The sequence below is a fragment of the Hydrogenophaga crocea genome, assembly GCF_011388215.1.
Taxonomy (GTDB): Bacteria; Pseudomonadota; Gammaproteobacteria; order Burkholderiales; family Burkholderiaceae_C; genus Hydrogenophaga; species Hydrogenophaga crocea.
In genome coordinates this window covers 3673511-3692160 of the sequence record NZ_CP049989.1, presented here as the reverse complement: position 1 = coordinate 3692160, position 18650 = coordinate 3673511, and the positions used below count along the sequence as shown (strand labels likewise).

The 18650-nt window shown below is 71.3% G+C and carries 19 protein-coding genes; 15 read left to right on the top strand and 4 right to left on the bottom strand.

The features are described 5' to 3' along the window. The first annotated feature begins 6 nt into the window (after positions 1-6). Positions 7-1542, top strand: a complete 1536-nt coding sequence (locus G9Q37_RS17465; protein WP_166229192.1) for a hypothetical protein — start codon at positions 7-9, stop codon at positions 1540-1542. A 15-nt stretch (positions 1543-1557) separates the two neighbouring features. Here G9Q37_RS17465 and G9Q37_RS17460 read toward each other — a convergent pair whose 3' ends face one another. Continuing rightward, on the bottom strand, positions 1558-2760 hold the full coding sequence (locus tag G9Q37_RS17460; protein WP_166229190.1) for a YbfB/YjiJ family MFS transporter: 1203 nt from the start codon (positions 2758-2760) through the stop codon (positions 1558-1560). Between the two features lie 98 nt (positions 2761-2858). Between G9Q37_RS17460 and G9Q37_RS17455 the strand changes: the two genes are divergently transcribed. After that, positions 2859-4220 (top strand): transaminase, encoded by a 1362-nt coding sequence (locus G9Q37_RS17455; protein WP_166229188.1) that lies wholly within the window; start codon positions 2859-2861, stop codon positions 4218-4220. A 39-nt stretch (positions 4221-4259) separates the two neighbouring features. Here G9Q37_RS17455 and G9Q37_RS17450 read toward each other — a convergent pair whose 3' ends face one another. Continuing rightward, positions 4260-4841 carry a hemerythrin domain-containing protein gene (locus tag G9Q37_RS17450; protein ID WP_166229186.1) on the bottom strand — a complete coding sequence of 194 codons (582 nt, stop codon included), beginning with the start codon at positions 4839-4841 and terminating at the stop codon, positions 4260-4262. A 62-nt stretch (positions 4842-4903) separates the two neighbouring features. Then, positions 4904-7165 (bottom strand): heavy metal translocating P-type ATPase, encoded by a 2262-nt coding sequence (locus tag G9Q37_RS17445; RefSeq protein ID WP_240936424.1) that lies wholly within the window; start codon positions 7163-7165, stop codon positions 4904-4906. A 127-nt stretch (positions 7166-7292) separates the two neighbouring features. Here G9Q37_RS17445 and G9Q37_RS17440 point away from each other — a divergent pair, with 127 nt between their 5' ends. The 9 genes from G9Q37_RS17440 to G9Q37_RS17400 all read left to right on the top strand — a co-directional run bounded on the left by G9Q37_RS17440 (position 7293) and on the right by G9Q37_RS17400 (position 12515). Further along, positions 7293-7490, top strand: coding sequence for a heavy-metal-associated domain-containing protein (locus tag G9Q37_RS17440; protein WP_166229182.1), 198 nt, complete (start codon positions 7293-7295; stop codon positions 7488-7490). Next, positions 7490-7966: a Cu(I)-responsive transcriptional regulator gene (cueR, locus tag G9Q37_RS17435; RefSeq protein WP_166229180.1), complete on the top strand. Its 477-nt coding sequence runs from the start codon at positions 7490-7492 to the stop codon at positions 7964-7966. The genes G9Q37_RS17440 and cueR overlap by 1 nt, the downstream gene beginning before the upstream one ends. A 64-nt stretch (positions 7967-8030) precedes the next feature. After that, positions 8031-8606, top strand: a complete 576-nt coding sequence (locus tag G9Q37_RS17430; protein WP_166229178.1) for a Spy/CpxP family protein refolding chaperone — start codon at positions 8031-8033, stop codon at positions 8604-8606. A 319-nt stretch (positions 8607-8925) separates the two neighbouring features. Next, a complete protein-coding gene (gene minC / locus G9Q37_RS17425) occupies positions 8926-9672 on the top strand; it encodes a septum site-determining protein MinC (RefSeq protein WP_166229176.1) in 747 nt (248 codons plus the stop codon). A 26-nt stretch (positions 9673-9698) separates the two neighbouring features. Next, positions 9699-10514 carry a septum site-determining protein MinD gene (minD, locus tag G9Q37_RS17420; RefSeq protein ID WP_166229174.1) on the top strand — a complete coding sequence of 272 codons (816 nt, stop codon included), beginning with the start codon at positions 9699-9701 and terminating at the stop codon, positions 10512-10514. A 1-nt stretch (position 10515) separates the two neighbouring features. After that, entirely contained in the window at positions 10516-10776 is a 261-nt protein-coding gene (gene minE / locus G9Q37_RS17415; RefSeq protein ID WP_166229172.1) for a cell division topological specificity factor MinE, read from the top strand. A gap of 180 nt (positions 10777-10956) precedes the next feature. Next, positions 10957-11211 (top strand): translation initiation factor IF-1, encoded by a 255-nt coding sequence (gene infA / locus G9Q37_RS17410; RefSeq protein WP_166229170.1) that lies wholly within the window; start codon positions 10957-10959, stop codon positions 11209-11211. 120 nt (positions 11212-11331) lie between these two features. Continuing rightward, positions 11332-11850, top strand: a complete 519-nt coding sequence (locus G9Q37_RS17405; protein WP_166229168.1) for a hypothetical protein — start codon at positions 11332-11334, stop codon at positions 11848-11850. A gap of 35 nt (positions 11851-11885) precedes the next feature. After that, positions 11886-12515 carry a LysE family transporter gene (locus G9Q37_RS17400; protein ID WP_166229166.1) on the top strand — a complete coding sequence of 210 codons (630 nt, stop codon included), beginning with the start codon at positions 11886-11888 and terminating at the stop codon, positions 12513-12515. Between the two features lie 4 nt (positions 12516-12519). Here the strand turns inward: G9Q37_RS17400 and G9Q37_RS17395 are convergent, their stop codons facing one another. Continuing rightward, positions 12520-13158 carry a TetR/AcrR family transcriptional regulator gene (locus G9Q37_RS17395; RefSeq protein ID WP_166229164.1) on the bottom strand — a complete coding sequence of 213 codons (639 nt, stop codon included), beginning with the start codon at positions 13156-13158 and terminating at the stop codon, positions 12520-12522. A gap of 134 nt (positions 13159-13292) precedes the next feature. Here G9Q37_RS17395 and G9Q37_RS17390 point away from each other — a divergent pair, with 134 nt between their 5' ends. From G9Q37_RS17390 to G9Q37_RS17375, 4 genes are all read left to right on the top strand, one after another. After that, positions 13293-15131 (top strand): feruloyl-CoA synthase, encoded by a 1839-nt coding sequence (locus tag G9Q37_RS17390; RefSeq protein WP_166229162.1) that lies wholly within the window; start codon positions 13293-13295, stop codon positions 15129-15131. Continuing rightward, positions 15128-16375, top strand: coding sequence for a thiolase family protein (locus tag G9Q37_RS17385; RefSeq protein ID WP_166229160.1), 1248 nt, complete (start codon positions 15128-15130; stop codon positions 16373-16375). Before G9Q37_RS17390 ends, G9Q37_RS17385 begins: the two co-directional genes overlap by 4 nt. A gap of 62 nt (positions 16376-16437) precedes the next feature. Then, entirely contained in the window at positions 16438-17577 is a 1140-nt protein-coding gene (locus tag G9Q37_RS17380; protein WP_166229158.1) for an ABC transporter substrate-binding protein, read from the top strand. A 35-nt stretch (positions 17578-17612) separates the two neighbouring features. Beyond that, the gene (locus G9Q37_RS17375; protein ID WP_166229156.1) at positions 17613-18650 is read left to right on the top strand and encodes a branched-chain amino acid ABC transporter permease; all 1038 of its coding nucleotides are present in this window, start codon (positions 17613-17615) and stop codon (positions 18648-18650) included.

Genomic DNA, 18650 nt, shown 5'->3' with positions numbered 1-18650 from the left:
GCACCCATGGCCGCTGTCACGCCCACGCACACCGCCGCACCCGCCGTTTCCTGCGCGCCCTCGCCACGCCACGCCCGCTCGCCCCGGCTGCTCGCCGGTCTGATGGCCGCCGTGCTGCTCGGCGCCTGCGGTGGCGGCGGTGGCGACAGCCCCGCACCCGCCCCTGCGCCGGCCGCGACCCCCGCCCCGGCGCCTGCGCCCGCGACACCCACCGCGCGCGCCTGGCAGACCGCGGAACGCCTGCGCGCCACCGACGGGCCCTCCAACGGCACGGCCGGGCCCGTGGTGGCCGCCAACGCCAACGGGGCCTTCATCGTGGCCTGGGTCGACGCCGACCTGGGCACCGGTGACCGCTCGCTGCTCACGCGCCGCTACACACCCGGCGCCGGCTGGGGCCCGACCGACGTGGTGGCCAGCTGGACCAGCGCCGACCGCCCGAGCTTCCATGGCATGAGCGTCGGCCTGGCGCCCAACGGCACCGCCGCCATCGCCTTCATCGGCCGCTCCAACCTGCGCGACAGCCTGTACGGCTCGCACCAGACCGCGGGCGGCGCCTGGGCCACGCCCACCCTGCTCGAAGACGACGACCTCGGCTCCAGCTTCTCGCGCGTGGCGCTGGTGATGGACAACAACGGCGTGGCCACCGCCGTCTGGGGCCAGGACTTCGACGTCTTCCCCGCGGTCTTCAACACCCGGCGCGCGCTGGCCGCGCGCATGGCCGCCAATGGCACCTGGGGCCCGTACGTGGACATCGACTTCCCCGCGGGCAGCGGCATCAACGGCATCGGCCTGACGCCGCGCCTGGCCGTCAATGCCAACGGCGACGTGGTCGCCGGCTGGACCACCAACATCGTTGCGGGCCCGACCGCCGGCCAGTACGCCGCCGCCACCGTGTTCACCCAGGGCGGTGGCTGGGCCACACCGGCCCTGCTGACCACGCCCGTGAGCGGCTACAACAGCGTGCTCGAAGACGTGGCGATCGCGTCCGACGGCTCGGCTGCCGCCGCGATGCACCGCACCTCGCCCGTGGTCGGCGAAAACCGCAGCGTGCTGCTCGCGCGCCGCGCCGCGGGCGGCGCCTGGGGCAGTGCGGTCGAGGTCGACCAGACCGGCGCCGAAAGCCTGTTCAGCCGCGTCGCGCTCGCCAACGACGGCACCGCGGTCGTCATCTGGCAGCAGGCCAGCGCCGGGGGCAACCTGCTCTACACCAACACCGTGACGGCCGGCGGCACCGTGGGCACGGCCGGCATGCTCAGCGCCAGCACGGGCAGCATCATCAGCGGCGCCATGATGCAGCGCGACAGCACGGGCAACATCGTGCTCGTCTGGGGTGCGTACGAACCCAGCTACCGCCTGGTCTCGCGCGTGCGCGACACGGCCGGCAACTGGGGCACGCAGAGCGGCGTGTGGTCGCTCGCGAGCAACATCGGCTTCGACAGCGACGCCGCGCTCGCGGTGTCGGCCGACGGCAGCGCCGCGGCCGCCTGGCACGTGCTCGATGGCGTGGGTGGCGCCGTGCCCTGGGTCAACGTCTACCGCTGACCGACGGGCCGACGCTCAGAGCGCGCGCTGGCGCCAGGCCAGCAGCGCGCCCAGCCACAGCGCCGCGGCCGAGAAGACCAGCCCGCGCGCCAGGCCGCCGGGGCCATCGGCGATCAGGCCCACCACCGTGGGCCCCACGATCTGGCCGGCCGCGAACACGATGGTGAAGGCGCTGATGCCCGCGGCCCACTGCGCGGGCGGCAGGTTGTGGCGCACCAGCGCGGTGGTCGACGCCACCACCGACAGGAACACCGCGCCGAACAGCAGGCCCGAGGCCAGCACCAGCGGCCAGGCCGCGGTGAGCGCGGGCACGATGGCCGCCACGCCCAGCAGCGCGTTCAGCCGCGCCAACGCCCCGCCGCCGCGCTCGCGGTCGAGCAGGCCGGCCCAGATGCGCGACGAGGCCAGCACCGCCACGCCCAGCAGCGCGTAGAACAGCGTCAGCGCCGCGGCCGTGCTGCCCTGTTCGCGCAGCAGCGCGATCACGAAGGTCATGTAGCCGATGTAGCCGATGCCGAAACAGCCGTAGCCCGCGAGGCCGAAGCCGAAATCGCGCACGCGGAACACGCGGTGGCCCGGCGCCTGCGCGTTCGGCGCCGGCGCGGGCAGCGCCGCGAGCACCCGCGCGGGCCACACCATGAAGGCCGTGGCCAGCAGGCAGGCCAGCGCCAGCATCCACCAGGCCCAGGCCCAGCCGTGCGGCTGCGCCGCGGCGGCCGCGAGCACCGGCGGCACGCCCAGCGCCGACACCACGATGCCCAGGCCCGTGCCGCCGTAATACAGGCCCAGCAGGAAGCCGCTGCGCGCTGGGTCGCGCGCGCCCAGCCGCGCCGCGAGCAGGCCGCCCGTGATGAAGACCAGCGCGCTCGCCACGCCCGCGAGCAGGCGCTGCGCGAGCAGCGGCGCGGCCGCCGTAAAAAAGCCGCTCAGGCCCATGAACAGCGAGGCCAGCAGCGAGCCCGCGAGCAGCACCGTCGCGGGCCGCCAGCGGCGCATCAGCAGCGGCGTGGCGAGCGCGCCGATCAGGTAGCCGGCCGCGTTCACCGTGTTCATCGCGCCCGCGAGCGTGTAGCTCCAGCCCAGGTCCTCGCGCATGGGTGGCAACAGCAGGCCGTAGGCGAAACGCGTGATGCCCAGCGAGACCGCGGCCCCGAGCGAGAGCGCCAGCGCCAGGCGCAACAGGGGAAGGGGGTGATCGCGGGTCGGCATGCGCGGCATTGTGGCCGTGTGCCCCCGCAGGGCCTGTCGCGCCGGTCCGCCCCGGCGCCCGCGCACTGGCTCCGTGCGGCCGCTGCGTGTGGCCGTAGAGTGGCCGCATGAACCCCTCCATCGCTTCGCAGCGCATCGCGGCCCTGCAGCAGGCCGAGCGCGAGCGCTTCATCGCCACCCACCCGCGCTCCGTGGCCCAGGCCGAGGCCGCGCGCGCCCACTACCTCTTCGGCGTGCCCCTGCACTGGATGCGCGACTGGCCCACGCCCGCCACGCTGGCCGTGCACAGCGCGCAAGGCATCACGCTCACCTGCGCCGACGGCCACCGCTACGCCGACTTCTGCCTCGGCGACACCGGCGCCATGTTCGGCCACAGCCCCGCGCCGCTTGCACACGCCATCGCCGAGCAGGCCGCGCAAGGCCTCACCTGCATGCTGCCTTCCACGCGCAGCCCGGCCGTGGGCGAGGCCCTGCAGCGCGTGTTCGGCCTGCCGCTGTGGCAGATGGCGCTGAGCGCGAGCGACGCCAACCGCTTCGTGCTGCGCTGGGCGCGCGCCATCACGGGCCGGCCGCAACTGCTGGTGTTCGACGGCTGCTACCACGGCGCGGTCGACGACACCCTGGTCGACCTCGACCCCGCCACCGGCCGCACCCTGCCCCGGCCCTCGGTGCTGGGCCAGGTGCACAACCACGCCGCGTTCACGCGCGTGGTGCCCTTCAACGACCTCGCCGCGCTCGAGGCCGCGCTCGCGGCCGGCGACGTGGCCTGCCTGCTCGCCGAACCCGCGCTCACCAACTTCGGCCTGGTGCCGCCCGCCGACGGCTTCTGGCCCGCCGTGCGCGCGCTGTGCCGCCGCCACGGCGTGCTGTTCGTGATGGACGAGACCCACACCGTGTCCACCGCGCTCGGCGGCTACGCGCGCGCCCATGCGCTCGACCCCGACGTGCTGGTGGTGGGCAAGGCCGTGGCCGGCGGCCTGCCCTGCGCGGTCTACGGCTTCACGCACGCGGTGGGTGCGCGCATGGCCGCGGCCAAGGCGGCCGCGCCCGAGGGCCACAGCGGCATCGGCACCACGCTGGCGGGCAACGCGCTTACATTGGCCGCGCTCGACGCCGCGCTCACGCACCTGCACACGGCACCGAACTACCGCCACATGCTCGCACTCGCGGCCGAGCTCGAACAAGGCCTGGTGCATCGCATCGCGCGGGCGCAGCGGCCCTGGACCGTGACGCGCCTGGGCGCGCGGCTCGAACTGCAGTTCATGCCGCACACGCCGCGCCACGCGCAGGACGTGCGCGACCATGCCCAGAGCGAACTCGAAGCGCTCACGCACCTGTTCATGCTCAACCGCGGCGTGCTGCTCACGCCCTTCCACAGCATGATGCTGGTGAGCCCCGAGACCCGCGAAGGCGATGTGGCCGCGCTGCTCGCGGTGTTCGAGCAATTGCTGGACGAACTGGCGCGTTGAACGCCAGCCCAAACACCAGCCCAGGCGCCCGCCGGGACCTCAGCCCACGCCCACCGGCGCGGGCGCGAGCCGCACGATGCGCGTGAACAGGCGGTCGAAGGCCGGGTCGCGCGCGCCTTCGGGGCTCAGCGGATCGGTGTGCGCGGCGAAGGCGGCGTCGAGCAGGCGGCGGTCTTCGTCGCTCAGCGACTGCTCGGCCGCGGGCAGCACGAGCTGCTCTTCGAGGCGCATGTGCGCGAGGTAGAAATTCACGTAGGCCTGCACCTCGTCGACGAAGGCCTGGCGGCGCGGCTCGCCCAGGTACTCCCAGGCCATGAGCAGGTGCACGAGCTCGCGCACGCGGTCTTCGCCGCCCATGTGCTCTTTCTCGAGGCGCTGGATGGCCTCGAGCGTGTGCGGCGCGGCGCGCGCCACGCGCGGGAACAGCAGGTCCGATTCCTTGGGGTGGTGCAGCTTCTCGGGAAACTCGCCGATGTAGAACAGCATCGCCCGCAGCACATCGAAGAAACGCTCGGGCCCGTCGGTCTCGGGCCCGCGTTCGATCATCGCCAGCATGGAGCGCAGCATCGCGGCCAGGCTCGCGTGCTCGTCGCGAACGGTGCGCAGGGCGTCGCGTTTCATGGGCATCTCCTCACAATGGCCACGAGCATCCCACGCGCGACCACCCTGCGTCTTGACACAGGTCAAGGCCGCCAGCGTTTGAGCAGCAGCGCGTTGCTCACCACGCTCACCGAGCTCAGTGCCATGGCCGCGCCGGCCACCACCGGGTTCAGAAAACCCAGCGCCGCCAGCGGTATGCCGGCCACGTTGTAGGCAAAGGCCCAGAACAGGTTCTGGCGGATCTTGCGCACCGTGCGGCGCGAGATGTCGAAAGCCGCCGCCACCAGCTGCGGTTCGCCACGCATGAGCGTGATGCCCGCGGCGTGCAGGGCCACGTCGGCGCTCGCGCCTTCGCTGTGGCCCATGGCCAGGCCCACGTCGGCCGCGGCCAGCGCGGGCGCGTCGTTCACGCCGTCGCCCACCATGGCCACCACGCGGCCGCCCTGTTGCAGCGAACGGATCGCCGCGGCCTTGTCGGCCGGCAGCACCTCGGCCATCACCTCTTCGGGCCGCAGGCCCAGGCGCTCGGCCATGGCCTCGGCCGCGGCGCGGTTGTCGCCCGAGACCAGCGCAAGCCGCAGGCCGCGCTCGCGCAGGCGCGCCAGGGCCTCGCGCGCACCGGGCTTGGGCTCGTCGCCGAAGGCCAGCACCGCGAGCGCCGTCAAGCGGTCGGGGGCGTCGCGGCGCGCCAGGACCGAAACCGACGCGCCCTGCGCGAGCGCGCGCTGCACCGCGGGCTGCAACGCGGTCATGCCCACCCCCAACGCCTCCATCCAGCGCAGGCTGCCCAACAGCAGCAGCGCGCCGTCCACCGTGCCCTGCACGCCGCGGCCGGTCACGGCCTGCAACTCGCGCGCCTCGGGCCAGGCCAGGCCGCGCTCGCGCGCCGCCTGCAGCACCGCGCGGGCCAGCGGGTGTTCGCTGCCGGCCTGCAATGCGGCCGCCTGCACCAGCAACGCGGCCTCGTCGCTGCCTGGCTCGCCCGCAAGGAACAACAGGCGCGGCCGGCCTTCGGTGAGCGTGCCGGTCTTGTCGAAGGCCACCGCCTGCACGCGGTGCGCGATCTCCAGCGCCTCGGCGTCGCGGATCAGGATGCCGTGCCGCGCGGCCACGCCGGTGCCGGCCATGATGGCCGCGGGCGTGGCCAGGCCCAACGCGCAGGGGCAGGCGATCACCAGCACCGCCACCGCGTGCTGCAGAGCGTCTTCCAGCGGCGCACCCAGCGCGAGCCAGGCCAGCAGCGTGACGACGCCGATCGCCAGCACCACCGGCACGAACACCGCGGCCACGCGGTCGACCAGGCGCTGCACCGGCGCCTTGCCGGCCTGCGCGTCCTGCACCAGCGCAATGATTTGCGCGAGCACCGATTGCGCACCACTCGCGCGCACCTCGACCACCACCAGGCCTTCGCCATTGAGCGAGCCGCCCGTGACGCCGCTGCCCGGCGCCTTGGGCACGGGCATGGCCTCTCCGGTGAGCATGGATTCGTCGGCCTGGGTGTGGCCGTCCACCACCTCGCCATCGGCCGCGAAGCGCTCGCCCGGCAGCACCTGGATGCGGTCGCCCGGCAGCAGTTCTTCCACCGGCACCTCGACCATCTCGGTGCGGCGCACGCCGTCGGGCAGCAGCCGCGCGCGCTCGGGCCGCAGGGCCTGCAGCGCGCGGATCGCCTCGGTGGTCTGGCGCTTGGCGCGCGCTTCGAGCCATTTGCCCAGCAGCACCAGCGTGATCACCACGGCCGAGCCTTCGTAGTAGAGGTGCACCATCTCGCCCGCGTCGGCGCGCCACCAGAGCCAGGTCGACAGGGCCCAGCCGGCCGTGGTGCCGATGGCCACCAGCAGCTCCATGTTGCCGCTGCCGGCCTTGAGCGCGTGCCAGCCCGCGCGGTAGAAACGCGCGCCCAGCACGAACTGCACCGGCGTGGCGAGCACGAACTGCCAGAGCGCAGGCAGCATCCAGTGCTTGCCCAGCAGGTCGCCCACCATGGGCCCCACGAGCGGCGCCGACAGCAGCGCGGCGATCAGCACGGGCCAGGCGTTGCGCGGCACGCCGAGCACGCGCTCGCGATCGGGGTCGTCGTCGGTCTCGACCGCGCGCGGCTCGTAACCGGCGTCGCGCACCGCGCGCCTGAGCCTCGCGGTCAGCGCCGGGTCGCCCGCGGCAGCGGTCACGCGCGCGGTCTCGGTGGCAAGGTTCACGCTCGCATCGATCACGCCGGGCTGCTTGCGCAGGGCGCGCTCCACACGGCCCACGCACGAGGCGCAGGTCATGCCGCCGATGCCGAGGTCGATCTCGCAGACCTCGGCATCGGCCGTGGCCGGGGACAGGGTGGTGGTGGTGTTCATGCCCGGCATGGTGCACCTTGCCACGATGGCAAGGTCAAGAACCACCGATCGGAACACCCTGCGCTTGACCTTGACATGGTGTCAAGCTTGAGAATGAAGCCGTCCCTTCAACCCCCGGAGCTATTCCATGAACCAGACCTTCACCGTGCAGGGCATGACCTGCAGCCACTGCGAACGCGCCGTGACCACCGCCATCAAACAGCTCGACCCGCAGGCCGAGGTGCGCATCGACCGGCCGCACAACCGCGTCGACGTGACCAGCACCCAGCCGCGCGAGAAGATCGCCGAGGCCATCCGCGAGGAAGGCTACGCGGTGAGCGCCTGATGAACACAGACCTGTCCTCGGTGCCCTGGCCGGTCAACATCGGCCAGGCCGCGCAGCTCAGCGGCATCTCGCCCAAGATGCTGCGCCACTACGAAAACCTCGGCCTGCTGGGCGCGGTGCACCGCACCGAGGGCAATTACCGCCAGTACGCCGAGGCCGACGTGCACACGCTGCGCTTCATCCGGCGCGCGCGCGACATGGGCTTCACGCTCGACGAGATCCGCGACCTCGTGAACCTCTGGCACAACCGCCGGCGCAGCAGCGAGAACGTCAAGCGCATCGCGCAACGCCACATCGAAGAACTGGGCGAACGCATCGCCGCCCTCGAGGCCATGCGCCGCACGCTGCAGGACCTGGTGCAGCGCTGCCCGGGCAACCAGCGGCCCGACTGCCCCATCCTCGACGACCTCGGCGGCGCGGGCGACACCGGTCTTTACCGAAAGAACACAGAATCGCCGCGCTTGTTGCACGGTTGATGCACGGTTGCGGCGCACAGTCATTCCCACGCCACCACCCCGGTGGCCCTTTCCAGGAGTGACCATGAAGACCTTGTTTGTCCGCCGCACCGCCGCCACCGTCCTGGCCACGACCATCGTCGGCCTGTCCCTGACCGCACTGGCGCAGAACATGCCCAGCCCCCCGGCCGCCGGCCAGCCGCCCGCCGCGGTGAAGGCCGAGCGCCCGGGCGCGCCGCGCGCCGACGCGCAGCGCCATGCCGAGCACCAGCAACGCCTGCAACAGCGCATGGCCGAGCACCAGGCCCGTCTGAAAGCCAGCCTGCAGCTCACGCCGCAGCAGGAGCCTGCGTGGAACGCCTTCGTGGCGCGCATGCAGCCCCCGCAAGGCCCGGCCCAGCCGCCCATGGACCGCGAAGCCTGGAGCAAGCTGAGCACGCCCGAGCGCCTGGACCGCATGGACGCGATGAAGGCCGAGCGCGACCGCGCGATGGCCCAGCGCCATGACGCGATCCGCAGCTTCTACGCGCAACTCAATCCCGCCCAACAGAAAGCCTTCGACGCGCAGCAGCCCGCGTTCGGCCCGCGCGGCGAGCGCGGCCACCACCGCGGCCACGACCACCGCCACGGCGGCCCGCACCAGGGCCCTGGTCGCGGCTGAAGGAGTTCGGCTGTCTTATCTATGGTTTCTTTTTAAAAGATAGTCGTAGGTAGTAGAAGGGCGCTGTCTTCTGTGGACAAGCGCCCTTTTCCTTTGTGGCGCAAGGCGTTTGTGAACCGGACAAGCCTGTGGGGAGGGCCCGGTTCCCGGTGTTCGCCGATGGGGACAATCCCGCCGCCCGCGCCCCGCCTGTGGACAACAGCGGGCTTGTGCCAGAACTTTCCACAGGTTTGTCCAACATCCGGTCACGAACGCTCACCGGACGCCCCGGTGCCCGCTGCTACACTGCGCGCCTTTCCGCCGTGCCCGACCTCCGTCCATGCCCGTGTCCCTGGGCGGCCAAGCGCCCGCCAGTTTCGACCTCAAGAGCGCCCACCTCCCGCTGCTGGCCCTGCTGCTCAAGTCGAGCGATCTGGATCTGCTGCGCCGCGAGTTCGGCGAACGCTACGGCGACCAGCCCGAGTTCTTCGACCACGATCCCTTGCTGATCGATCTGCAGGGCGTGGCCGATGCGGGCACGCCCGACCTCGCGGCCGTGGCGGCCCTGCTGCAGGAGCACCGCCTGCGCGCAGTCGCCGTGCACGCGCTCGACGACGCCCAGCGCGCCGCGGCCCGCAGCGCCGGCCTGCCGCTGGCCGATGGCATCAACCTGCCGCGCGAAGCACCGCGCCAGCCGGCGCGCGAGGCCGCGGCGCCACCGCCCCCGCCGCCCGTGAACCCGGCCGCGCTGGTGGTGGACAAGCCGCTGCGCTCGGGCCAGCAGGTGTATGCGCGGGGCCGCGACCTGGTGGTGATGGCGCCCGTGAACCCGGGCGCCGAGGTCATCGCCGACGGCCACATCCACGTGTACGCGCCGCTGCGCGGCAAGGCCATCGCGGGTGCGCGCGGCTTTGCCGATGCGCGCATTTTTTCGCTGGCCATGGCACCCGAGCTGGTGTCCATCGCCGGCATCTACCGCACGAGCGAAGTGCCCCTGCCCAGCGAGCTGCACGGCAAGCCGGCCCAGGTGCGCCTGCAACGCACGCCCGACGGCGAGAAGCTCGTGATCGATCCGCTGCCTGCCTGAACCATCCGAATCCAAGGAACCGCACCATGACCCGTATCGTCGTCGTCACCTCCGGCAAGGGCGGGGTGGGCAAGACCACCACCAGCGCCAGCTTCGCCACCGGCCTCGCGCTGCGCGGCCACAAGACCGCCGTCATCGATTTCGACGTCGGCCTGCGCAACCTCGACCTCATCATGGGTTGCGAGCGCCGCGTGGTCTACGACCTGATCAACGTGATCCACGGCGAGGCCAAGCTCGGCCAGGCCCTGATCAAGGACAAGCAGGTCGACACGCTGTACGTGCTCGCGGCCAGCCAGACGCGCGACAAGGACGCGCTCTCGCAGGAGGGCGTCAAGCGTGTGCTCGACGAACTGGTCGAGATGGGTTTCGACTTCATCGTCTGCGACTCCCCCGCGGGCATCGAAACCGGCGCGCTCATGGCCATGCATTACGCCGACGAGGCCCTGGTGGTGACCAACCCCGAGGTGTCCAGCGTGCGCGACTCCGACCGCATCCTGGGCATGCTTTCGAGCAAGACCCAGCGCGCCATCGACGGCAAGGACCCGATCAAAGAGCACCTGCTGATCACGCGCTACAACCCCTCGCGCGTGGCCGACGGCCAGATGCTCTCGCTGCAGGACATCCAGGACATCCTGCGCATCCCGCTGATCGGCGTGATCCCCGAGAGCGAGAGCGTGCTCACGGCGTCCAACCAGGGCACGCCGGCGATCCACCTCAAGGGCAGCGACGTGGCCGAGGCCTATGGCGACGTGATCGACCGTTTCCTGGGCGCCGAAAAGCCCCTGCGCTTCATCGAGGCCGAGAAGGCCGGCTTCTTCAAGCGCCTGTTCGGAGGGAAGTGACATGTCCCTGCTGTCCTTCCTGCTCGGCGAGAAGAAAAAGACCGCCAGCGTCGCCAAGGAGCGGCTGCAGATCATCCTCGCGCACGAGCGGGCCGGCCGCAGCGCCGCGGAACCCGACTACCTGCCCGCGCTGCAGCGCGAGCTCGTGGCGGTGATCGGCAAGTACATCCGCATCGACCCCAACGACATCAAGGTGCAGCTCGAACGCCAGGACAACCTTGACGTGCTCGAGGTCAAGATCGAGCTGCCCGAGAAGCGCTGAAGCGCGACCCGGTAAAATCCCGGGGTTTCGCGCGCCGCCGCGCGCCTGCCCGGGCTCCGCACCCGGGCCGTTCGCCGGCCATCGCCCCGATGGCCATTTCCTCGCTTCCACGCACCCGGGCCTGCGCTGCAGCTCCGGGCGGCTTGCGTGGTGGCGTCGTTGCCACTGAAAAGGATCCGCATGGCCAAGGAAGAACTGATCGACATGATGGGTATCGTCAACGAGGTGTTGCCCGACACGCGTTTTCGCGTGACCCTGGACAACGGGCACCAGCTCATTGCCTATTCCGCCGGCAAGATGAAGAAGAACCACATCCGCATCCTCGCGGGTGACCGTGTTTCGCTGGAACTTTCGCCCTACGACCTGACCAAGGGCCGCATCAATTTCCGCCACCTCGAAGGTCGCGGCCCCGCTGCGCCGCGCAAGCGCAGCTGAGCATCCCGTCACGCGCTTGTCACGGTCGGGTGTTAGCCCGACCGGTGGCATTCAGGGCGCCGCTGCGGCGCCGAGATCACAGGCATGTCCCCACCGGGGATACCGTGATCGAGGTGACCGATGTTTGCGCGCCCAGCTGTTTCCCGCCCTTCCCTGCCCGCGTCCCGGGCCTGGCTGATCGCCCTGGCGCTGCCGCTGGTGGCCTTTGCCGCACGCGCCGATGAAGGCCCCGCCATCCCCGCCGCCGAGACGCCTTCGGTGTGGGTCAACATCGGCGGCTTCTCGCGCCACTTCAACCGCCACGCGCACTACAACGAGCGCAACCTCGGCTTCGGCCTCGAGTGGCGCCGCTCGCCCGACGTGGCGCTGATGGCGGGCGTGTACGACAACAGCCTGGGCAAGCACTCGCAGTACGCGGCCGTGAACTGGCAGCCCTGGCAGATCGGGCCCGTCAAGCTCGGTGCGGCCATCGGCGTGCTCAATGGCTATCCCGCGATCGAGCGCGGCGGCACCTTCTTCGCGGCCCTGCCCATGGCCACCATCGAAGGCCGGCGCTTCGGCGTCAACCTGGGCGTGATCCCCTCGATGAAGAACGTGGACGGCGCGCTGCTGCTGCAGTTCAAGCTGAGGATCCGGTAGCATCGCTGCCCCCTCTGTTGCCCTTGCCGACCACCATGGAATTCACCACCTGGCTCGCCTTTTTCGCCGCGTCCTGGGCCATCAGCATCTCGCCGGGCGCGGGCGCCGTGGCCGCCATGAGCTCGGGCCTGTCGCACGGTTTCCGCCGCGGCTACCTCACCACCCTGGGGCTGGTGCTGGGCATCTGGACGCAGATCCTGGTGGTGGGCGTGGGCCTGGGCGCGCTGGTGGCCGCCTCGGCCACGGCCTTCACGGTCATCAAGTGGGCCGGCGTGGCCTACCTGGTGTGGCTGGGCATCCAGCAATGGCGCGCGCCCGCACGGCCCATCGCCGAGGCCGGCACCGACGCCACGCCGCGGCGCGCGCGCGAGCTCATCGTGCGCGGCTGGATCATCAACGCGCTCAACCCCAAGGGCACGGTGTTCCTGCTCGCCGTGGTGCCGCAGTTCCTCAACCTCGCTCAACCGCTCGCACCCCAGTACCTGGTGATCGCGCTCACGCTGGGCTTCACCGACCTGGTGGTGATGGCGGGCTACACCGCGCTCGCGGCGCGGCTGCTGAGTTCGCTCAAGTCGAGCGCCCATGTGCGCGCCCTCAACCGCGTGTTCGGCACGCTGTTCGTGGTGGCGGGCGGGCTGCTCGCGCTGTTCAAGCGCAGCGCTTGAGCGATCAGACCGGCGTCACGCGCTGCGTGAACAGCCGCTCCGCGAAGCGGCGCCGCTCGTCCTGCTGGGCCTTGCTGCTCAGCGTGGGCATGAGCGATTCCGACACGATGTAGCCGTAGAGCATGAAGGCGCGCGAGCGCGCTTCCATCACCGGAAAACCCAGCGCCGAGAACACCTGCGCGATGTAGCCGATGCGGCTCGCGTCGGCCTCGTCGACCGCGAAGCGCGCCATCTGGTCGCGCCGGGCCCAGGCGCGGATCGCGAGCTCGATGCGCGCCGCGCGCGCCGCGGAGCGGCCGCGAAATGGCAGCGAAAGCACGTCGCGCAGCTGCGCCATCGGGTCTTCGTGCGCGGACTCGAGCCGGGCCGTGAGGTTTTCGGTGGCGGTCTCGCGCCAGGCCTGCAACACCCGGCGCAGCAGGTCCTCGCGGTCCTTGAAGTGCCAGTAGAAGCTGCCGCGCGTGACGCCCAGGTGCTGCGCGAGCAGGTCCACGCGCACGTGGTCGATGCCCTGGTCCACCAGCACCCCGGTCGCGGCCTCGATCCAGGTCTCGGGCGTGAGCGACACGCGCGCGGCCTCGCCGCCCGCGCGGGTCTTGCGCGCCGGGGCGGTGGCCTTGGGGCTGTCGCTGCTCGAACTCACGGCGCGGATTCTATCGATGGCATCTCCAAAGGGCTCCGTACAGAAATGTACGGAGCTAGGGAGAAACCCTGTACCCCCCTGGTGAAAACCCTCGATAGCATTGGTTATCAAACATACATAACTGTATGGAGACCATGAGCACCCTCGACTGGATGGCCGATCCCGCCTGGATCGCACCGCCCGCGGCCACGGTGGAACACCGGGCCGACGGCAGCTTTGTGCTGCGCTCGCCCGAGCCCCTGGGTGATTACGCGCGCTGCGTGGGCGAATGGCTCGAGCACTGGGCCCGCCACACGCCCGACGCGCCCGCGCTGGCCGAGCGCACGCCCGAGGGCGGCTGGCGCCGCCTGAGCTGGGGCGCCTTGCGCGCGCAGGTGGGCCGCGTCGCGCAGGCCCTGCTGGGCCTGGACCTCGCGCCCGACGCGCCGGTGGTGGTGCTGTCCGACAACGGCATCGACCACCTGCTGCTGGTGCTCGCCGCGCAGCACATCGGCCGCGCGAGCTGCACCGTGTCGAGCGCCTACTGCCGCCTCACGCGCGAGTACAGCAAGGTGCACGGCATCCTGCACACGCTGCAGCCCGCGCTGGTCTATGCGTCCGACGCCGCGGTGTACGGCCCCGCGATCGCCAGCAGCGGCCTGCAGGTGCCCGTGGTGTTCAGCCAGGGCGCCGACACCGTGCAGGACCGCATCCCGGGGGCCCTGGCTTTTGAACAACTGCTGGCTGGCGACGAGACGCCCGCGGTGCGCACGGCCTTCGAGGCCATCACGCCCGACACCACGGCCAAGTACCTGCTCACCTCGGGCTCCACCGGCACGCCCAAGGTGGTGATCAACACACACCGCATGCTGTGCGCGAACCAGCAGATGATCGCGCAGGCCTGGCGTTTCCTGCGCCATGAAAAGCCGGTGCTGGTCGACTGGCTGCCCTGGAGCCACACCTTCGGCGGCAACCACAACCTGCACATGGTGATGTGCCACGGCGGCACGCTGGTGATCGACGAAGGCCGGCCCGCGCCGGGCCTGATCGAGAAGACGGTGGCCAACCTCGCCGAGGTGCAGCCCACCATCTGGTTCAACGTGCCGCGTGGCTTCGACATGGCCATGCCCCTGCTCGAGGCCGACGAGGACCTGGCGCGCCGCGTGCTGGGCCGGCTGCGCACGGTGTTCTACGCCGGTGCCGCGCTGCCGCAGGCCAGCTGGGAACGGCTGCAGCGGCTCGCCAGGCGCGTGCTGGGCCGCGAGGTCTGGCTCACCACCTCCTGGGGCTCCACCGAGACCGCGCCCGCGGTCACGAGCGCGCACTGGCGCATGGAGCGCGCGGGCGTGATCGGCGGGGTGCTGCCCGGTGTCGAACTCAAGTTCGTGCCCAACGGCGAGAAGCACGAGCTGCGCATCCGCGGCGTGAACATCTTCCCCGGCTACCGCCACGCGCCCGAGCTCAGCGCCCAGGCCTTCGACGAAGAGGGCTACTACCGCATCGGCGACGCCGGCTACCTGGCCGACCCGAAAGCGCCCGAGCGCGGCGTGGTGTTCAACGGCCGCGTGGCCGAAGACTTCAAGCTCACCACCGGCACCTGGGTGTCGGTGGGCACGCTGCGCCTGCGCGTGGTGTCGGCCCTCGCGCCGCACGCACAGGACGTGGTCATCACCGGCCACGACCGCGACCAGATCGGCGTGCTCGTGTTCCCCACCCCGGCCGCGGCCCGGCTGCCGCGCGACGAGCTGCACGCGCACATCGCGCGCGGCCTGGCCGCGCTGCGCGCCGAAGGCGGCGGCTCTTCGCAATCGCCCACGCGCGCGCTGGTGCTCGACGAAGCCCCGAGCGTGGACGCCGGCGAAATCACCGACAAGGGCTACCTCAACCAGCGTGCCGTGCTGCAGCGCCGCGCGGCCCTGGTCGAAGCCCTTTACGACGACAACGACACGGCGCGCGTGGTGCGCCCCGCCACCCCCGAGAAAGCCCTCCCATGAGCCGCGGCCAGAGCCAGACCTTCGACGACGTTTTCATCCTTGACGGGGTTCGCACCCCCATGGTCGATTACATGGGTGCGTTCGCCGACGCCAACCCGATCGACCTCGGCATCAAGGTGGCGCGCGAGATCCTCGCGCGCACCGGCGTGCCCGCCGAGCGCATCGACTCGGTGATCGCGGGCAACATGGCCCCGGGCGGCTTCGACCAGTTCTACGTGCCGCGCCACATCGGCCTGTACGCGGGCGTGCCGGTCGAGGTGCCCGCGCTCATGGCGCAGCGCATTTGCGGCACCGGCTTCGAACTGTTCCGCCAGGCCGGCGAGCAGATCGGCGCGGGCGTGGCCAGCCACGTGCTGGTGGTCGGCACCGAGTCCATGACGCGCAACCCCATCGCGGCCTTCGACCACCGCGGCGGCTTCCGCCTGGGCGCGCCCATCGGCTTCAAGGACTACATGTGGGAGGCCCTCACCGATCCGGCCGCCGACATCAGCATGATCCGCACCGCCGAGAACCTGGCGCAGCGCTATGGCCTCACGCGCGAAGACGTGGACGCCTTCGCCGCGCGCAGCTTCGAGCGCGCCGTGGCGGCGCAGGCCGCGGGCTGGTTCGACGGCGAGATCGTGCCCGTGGCGAACGAGGAATTCCAGCGCGACGGCTACCAGCCGCGCCGCCTGCGCCTGAGCGGCAAGGCCGCCGTGGCCGACCGCGACACCCACCCGCGCCCCACCCCGCCCGAGGTGCTGGCCAAGCTGCGCACCGTGTTCAAGGACGGCGTGCAGACCGGCGGCAACAGCTCGGCCCTCACCGACGCGGCCGCGGCCGCGGTCGTGACCAACGCCGCGGGTGTGAAGGCCGCAGGCAAGGCCCCGTTGGCGCGCCTGGCCGCCGCCGCCGTGGTGGGCGTGCCGCCCGAGATCATGGGCATCGGCCCCGCGCCGGCCATCCGCCTGCTGCTCGAACGCGCTGGCCTGGCGCTGGGCGACATCGCGCGTTTCGAGATCAACGAGGCGCAGGGCGCGCAGGCGCTGGCCGTGGCGCGCGAGCTGCAGCTCGATCAAGACAGGCTCAACGTGCACGGTGGCGCGATCGCGCTCGGCCACCCCTTGGCGGCCACCGGCGTTCGCCTCACCATCACCGTCGCGCGCCAGTTGCGCGACATCGGCGCGCGCTGGGGCATCGCCTCGGCCTGCGTGGGCGGCGGCCAGGGCATTGCCCTGCTGGTCGAGAATCCCGCGGCCGCCTGAGCCGATTTCACGCCCTCGCGTGTGCGGGCCACGAGCACACGCAACACCACCGGAGACAACGCATGAAGAAACTGCTGAAGCACACCCTGGCCGTCGCTGTCGCGGCCACGCTCACCGGCGCCGCCTGGGCCGACATCACCATCGGCGTGAGCGCGTCGCTCACCGGCCCGGCCTCGGGCCTGGGCATTCCGGTGGCCAACGGCGTGAAGATGTGGCCGTCCACCATCGGCGGCGAGAAGGTCAACGTGATCGTGCTCGACGACGCCACCGACCCCACCAAGGGCGTGCAGAACGCGCGCCGCTTCGTCAACCAGGACAAGGTCGACGTGATCGTGGGCGCGGTCGCCACGCCGGTGGCCATTCCCATGGCCGAGGTGGCGATCGAATCGAACACCGTGCAGCTCGCGCTCTCGCCCATCGGCCTGCCCCCGGGCAAGGACGCCTGGAGCTTCCGCATGCCGCAGAGCAACAACGTCATGGCCGAGGCCATGGTCGAGCACATGAAGAAGCAGGGCGTCAAGAGCGTGGGCTTCCTGGGCTACACCGACGCCTACGGCGAGCAGTGGCTGCAGGCCCTGAACCCGCTGCTCGAGAAGGCCGGCATCAAGATGGTGGGCGTTGAGCGCTTCGCGCGTTCGGACACCAGCGTGACCGCGCAGGCCCTCAAGCTCGCCTCGCTCAACCCCGACGCCATGGTGATCGTGGCCTCGGGGAGCGGCGCGGCCATGCCGCAGCTGGGTCTGGTCGAGCGCGGCTACAAGGGCAAGTACTACCAGACGCACGCCGCGGCCACGCGCGACCTGATGCGTGTGGGCGGCAAGGCCGTCGAGGGCACCTTCGTGACCTCGGGCCCCGTGGTGGTGGCCGAGCAGCTGCCCGACAGCCACCCCAGCAAGGCCGTGGGCGTGAAGTTCAACGCCGAGTACGAAAAGATCCACGGCGCCGGCATGCGCAACCAGTTCGCCGCGCACTCCTACGACGCCTACCTGCTGCTCGACAAGGTCGTGCCGGTGGCGCTCAAGAAGGCCAAGCCCGGCACGCCCGAGTTCCGCGCCGCCCTCAAGGACGCGATCGAGGCCGAGGCCGCCATGCCCGTCACGCACGGCATCCTGGACTTCACCGCCACCGACCACTGGGGTTTCAAGACCGGTTCGGGCGTGGTGATGAAGGTCGTCAACGGCGACTGGAAGCTCGAGCACTGATCGGCATTTGAAGGATTGACGGGAGACCGCGACCCATGGACCTGAACATTGCCGCGATCCTCGGGGTCGATGGCGTCATCAACGGCGCGATCTACGCGCTGGTGGCGATCGCCCTCGTCCTGGTGTTCGCGGTCACCCGCATCGTTTTCATCCCGCAGGGCGAGTACGTCGCCTTCGCGGCCCTGACCATGGCGCTGTTCCAGAGCGGCGCCGTGCCCGGCACCGTGTGGCTGCTGCTGCTCATGGTGGCGCTGGCGCTGGTGCTCGACACCGTGCGCGCCTGGCGCGAAAGCTGGCCGCTCGCGCGCTGGGCGAAGCTGGCCGTGCGCACCGCGGCCCTGCCGCTGGTGGCCTGCGGCCTCACCGTGTGGCTCGCGCCGCAGAAGCCGCCCATGCTGGTGCAGGCCGCGCTCACGCTGGCCCTGGTCACGCCCATGGGCCCGCTGGTGTACCGGCTGGCCTACCGCTCGCTCGCGAGCGCAAGCGTGCTGGTGCTGCTGATCGTCTCGGTGGGCGTGCACTTCGCGCTGACCGGCCTGGGCCTGGCCTTCTTCGGCGCCGAGGGCTTCCGCAACCCGAGCTTCTGGGACGAGCGCTTCAGCCTCGGCCCGATCGCGCTCAGCGGCCAGGCGCTCATCATCCTCATCGCCTCGGTGGCGCTGATCGCCGCGCTGTTCGTGCTGTTCGACCGCACGCTCACCGGCAAGGCGCTGCGCGCCACCTCGGTCAACCAGACCGGCGCGCGGCTCATGGGCATCTCCACCGACGCCGCCGGCTCGCTGAGCTTCACGCTCGCGGCCTTCATCGGTGCGCTCTCGGGCCTGCTCATCGGTCCGACCACCACCATCTTTTTCGACAGCGGCTTCCTGATCGGCCTCAAGGGCTTCGTGGCCGCGGTGTTCGCCGGCCTCACCAGCTTCCCGCTCGCGCTCGTCGGCGCGCTCGGCGTGGGGCTGATCGAGGCATTCGGCTCGTTCTGGGCCAGTGCCTTCAAGGAAGTCATCGTGTTCACCGCCATCCTGCCGGTGCTGCTGTGGCGCTCGTTCGTTGATCCCCACGATGAAGAACACTGA

Excerpts from the sequence above, each read along its gene's own strand:
- G9Q37_RS17465 (WP_166229192.1), top strand. The coding sequence starts at position 7 with ATGGCCGCTGTCACGCCCACGCACACCGCCGCACCCGCCGTTTCCTGC.
- G9Q37_RS17460 (WP_166229190.1), bottom strand. The coding sequence starts at position 2,760 with ATGCCGCGCATGCCGACCCGCGATCACCCCCTTCCCCTGTTGCGCCTG.
- G9Q37_RS17455 (WP_166229188.1), top strand. The coding sequence starts at position 2,859 with ATGAACCCCTCCATCGCTTCGCAGCGCATCGCGGCCCTGCAGCAGGCC.
- G9Q37_RS17450 (WP_166229186.1), bottom strand. The coding sequence starts at position 4,841 with ATGAAACGCGACGCCCTGCGCACCGTTCGCGACGAGCACGCGAGCCTG.
- G9Q37_RS17445 (WP_240936424.1), bottom strand. The coding sequence starts at position 7,165 with ATGAACACCACCACCACCCTGTCCCCGGCCACGGCCGATGCCGAGGTC.
- G9Q37_RS17440 (WP_166229182.1), top strand. The coding sequence starts at position 7,293 with ATGAACCAGACCTTCACCGTGCAGGGCATGACCTGCAGCCACTGCGAA.
- cueR (WP_166229180.1), top strand. The coding sequence starts at position 7,490 with ATGAACACAGACCTGTCCTCGGTGCCCTGGCCGGTCAACATCGGCCAG.
- G9Q37_RS17430 (WP_166229178.1), top strand. The coding sequence starts at position 8,031 with ATGAAGACCTTGTTTGTCCGCCGCACCGCCGCCACCGTCCTGGCCACG.
- minC (WP_166229176.1), top strand. The coding sequence starts at position 8,926 with ATGCCCGTGTCCCTGGGCGGCCAAGCGCCCGCCAGTTTCGACCTCAAG.
- minD (WP_166229174.1), top strand. The coding sequence starts at position 9,699 with ATGACCCGTATCGTCGTCGTCACCTCCGGCAAGGGCGGGGTGGGCAAG.
- minE (WP_166229172.1), top strand. The coding sequence starts at position 10,516 with ATGTCCCTGCTGTCCTTCCTGCTCGGCGAGAAGAAAAAGACCGCCAGC.
- infA (WP_166229170.1), top strand. The coding sequence starts at position 10,957 with ATGGCCAAGGAAGAACTGATCGACATGATGGGTATCGTCAACGAGGTG.
- G9Q37_RS17405 (WP_166229168.1), top strand. The coding sequence starts at position 11,332 with ATGTTTGCGCGCCCAGCTGTTTCCCGCCCTTCCCTGCCCGCGTCCCGG.
- G9Q37_RS17400 (WP_166229166.1), top strand. The coding sequence starts at position 11,886 with ATGGAATTCACCACCTGGCTCGCCTTTTTCGCCGCGTCCTGGGCCATC.
- G9Q37_RS17390 (WP_166229162.1), top strand. The coding sequence starts at position 13,293 with ATGAGCACCCTCGACTGGATGGCCGATCCCGCCTGGATCGCACCGCCC.
- G9Q37_RS17385 (WP_166229160.1), top strand. The coding sequence starts at position 15,128 with ATGAGCCGCGGCCAGAGCCAGACCTTCGACGACGTTTTCATCCTTGAC.
- G9Q37_RS17380 (WP_166229158.1), top strand. The coding sequence starts at position 16,438 with ATGAAGAAACTGCTGAAGCACACCCTGGCCGTCGCTGTCGCGGCCACG.
- G9Q37_RS17375 (WP_166229156.1), top strand. The coding sequence starts at position 17,613 with ATGGACCTGAACATTGCCGCGATCCTCGGGGTCGATGGCGTCATCAAC.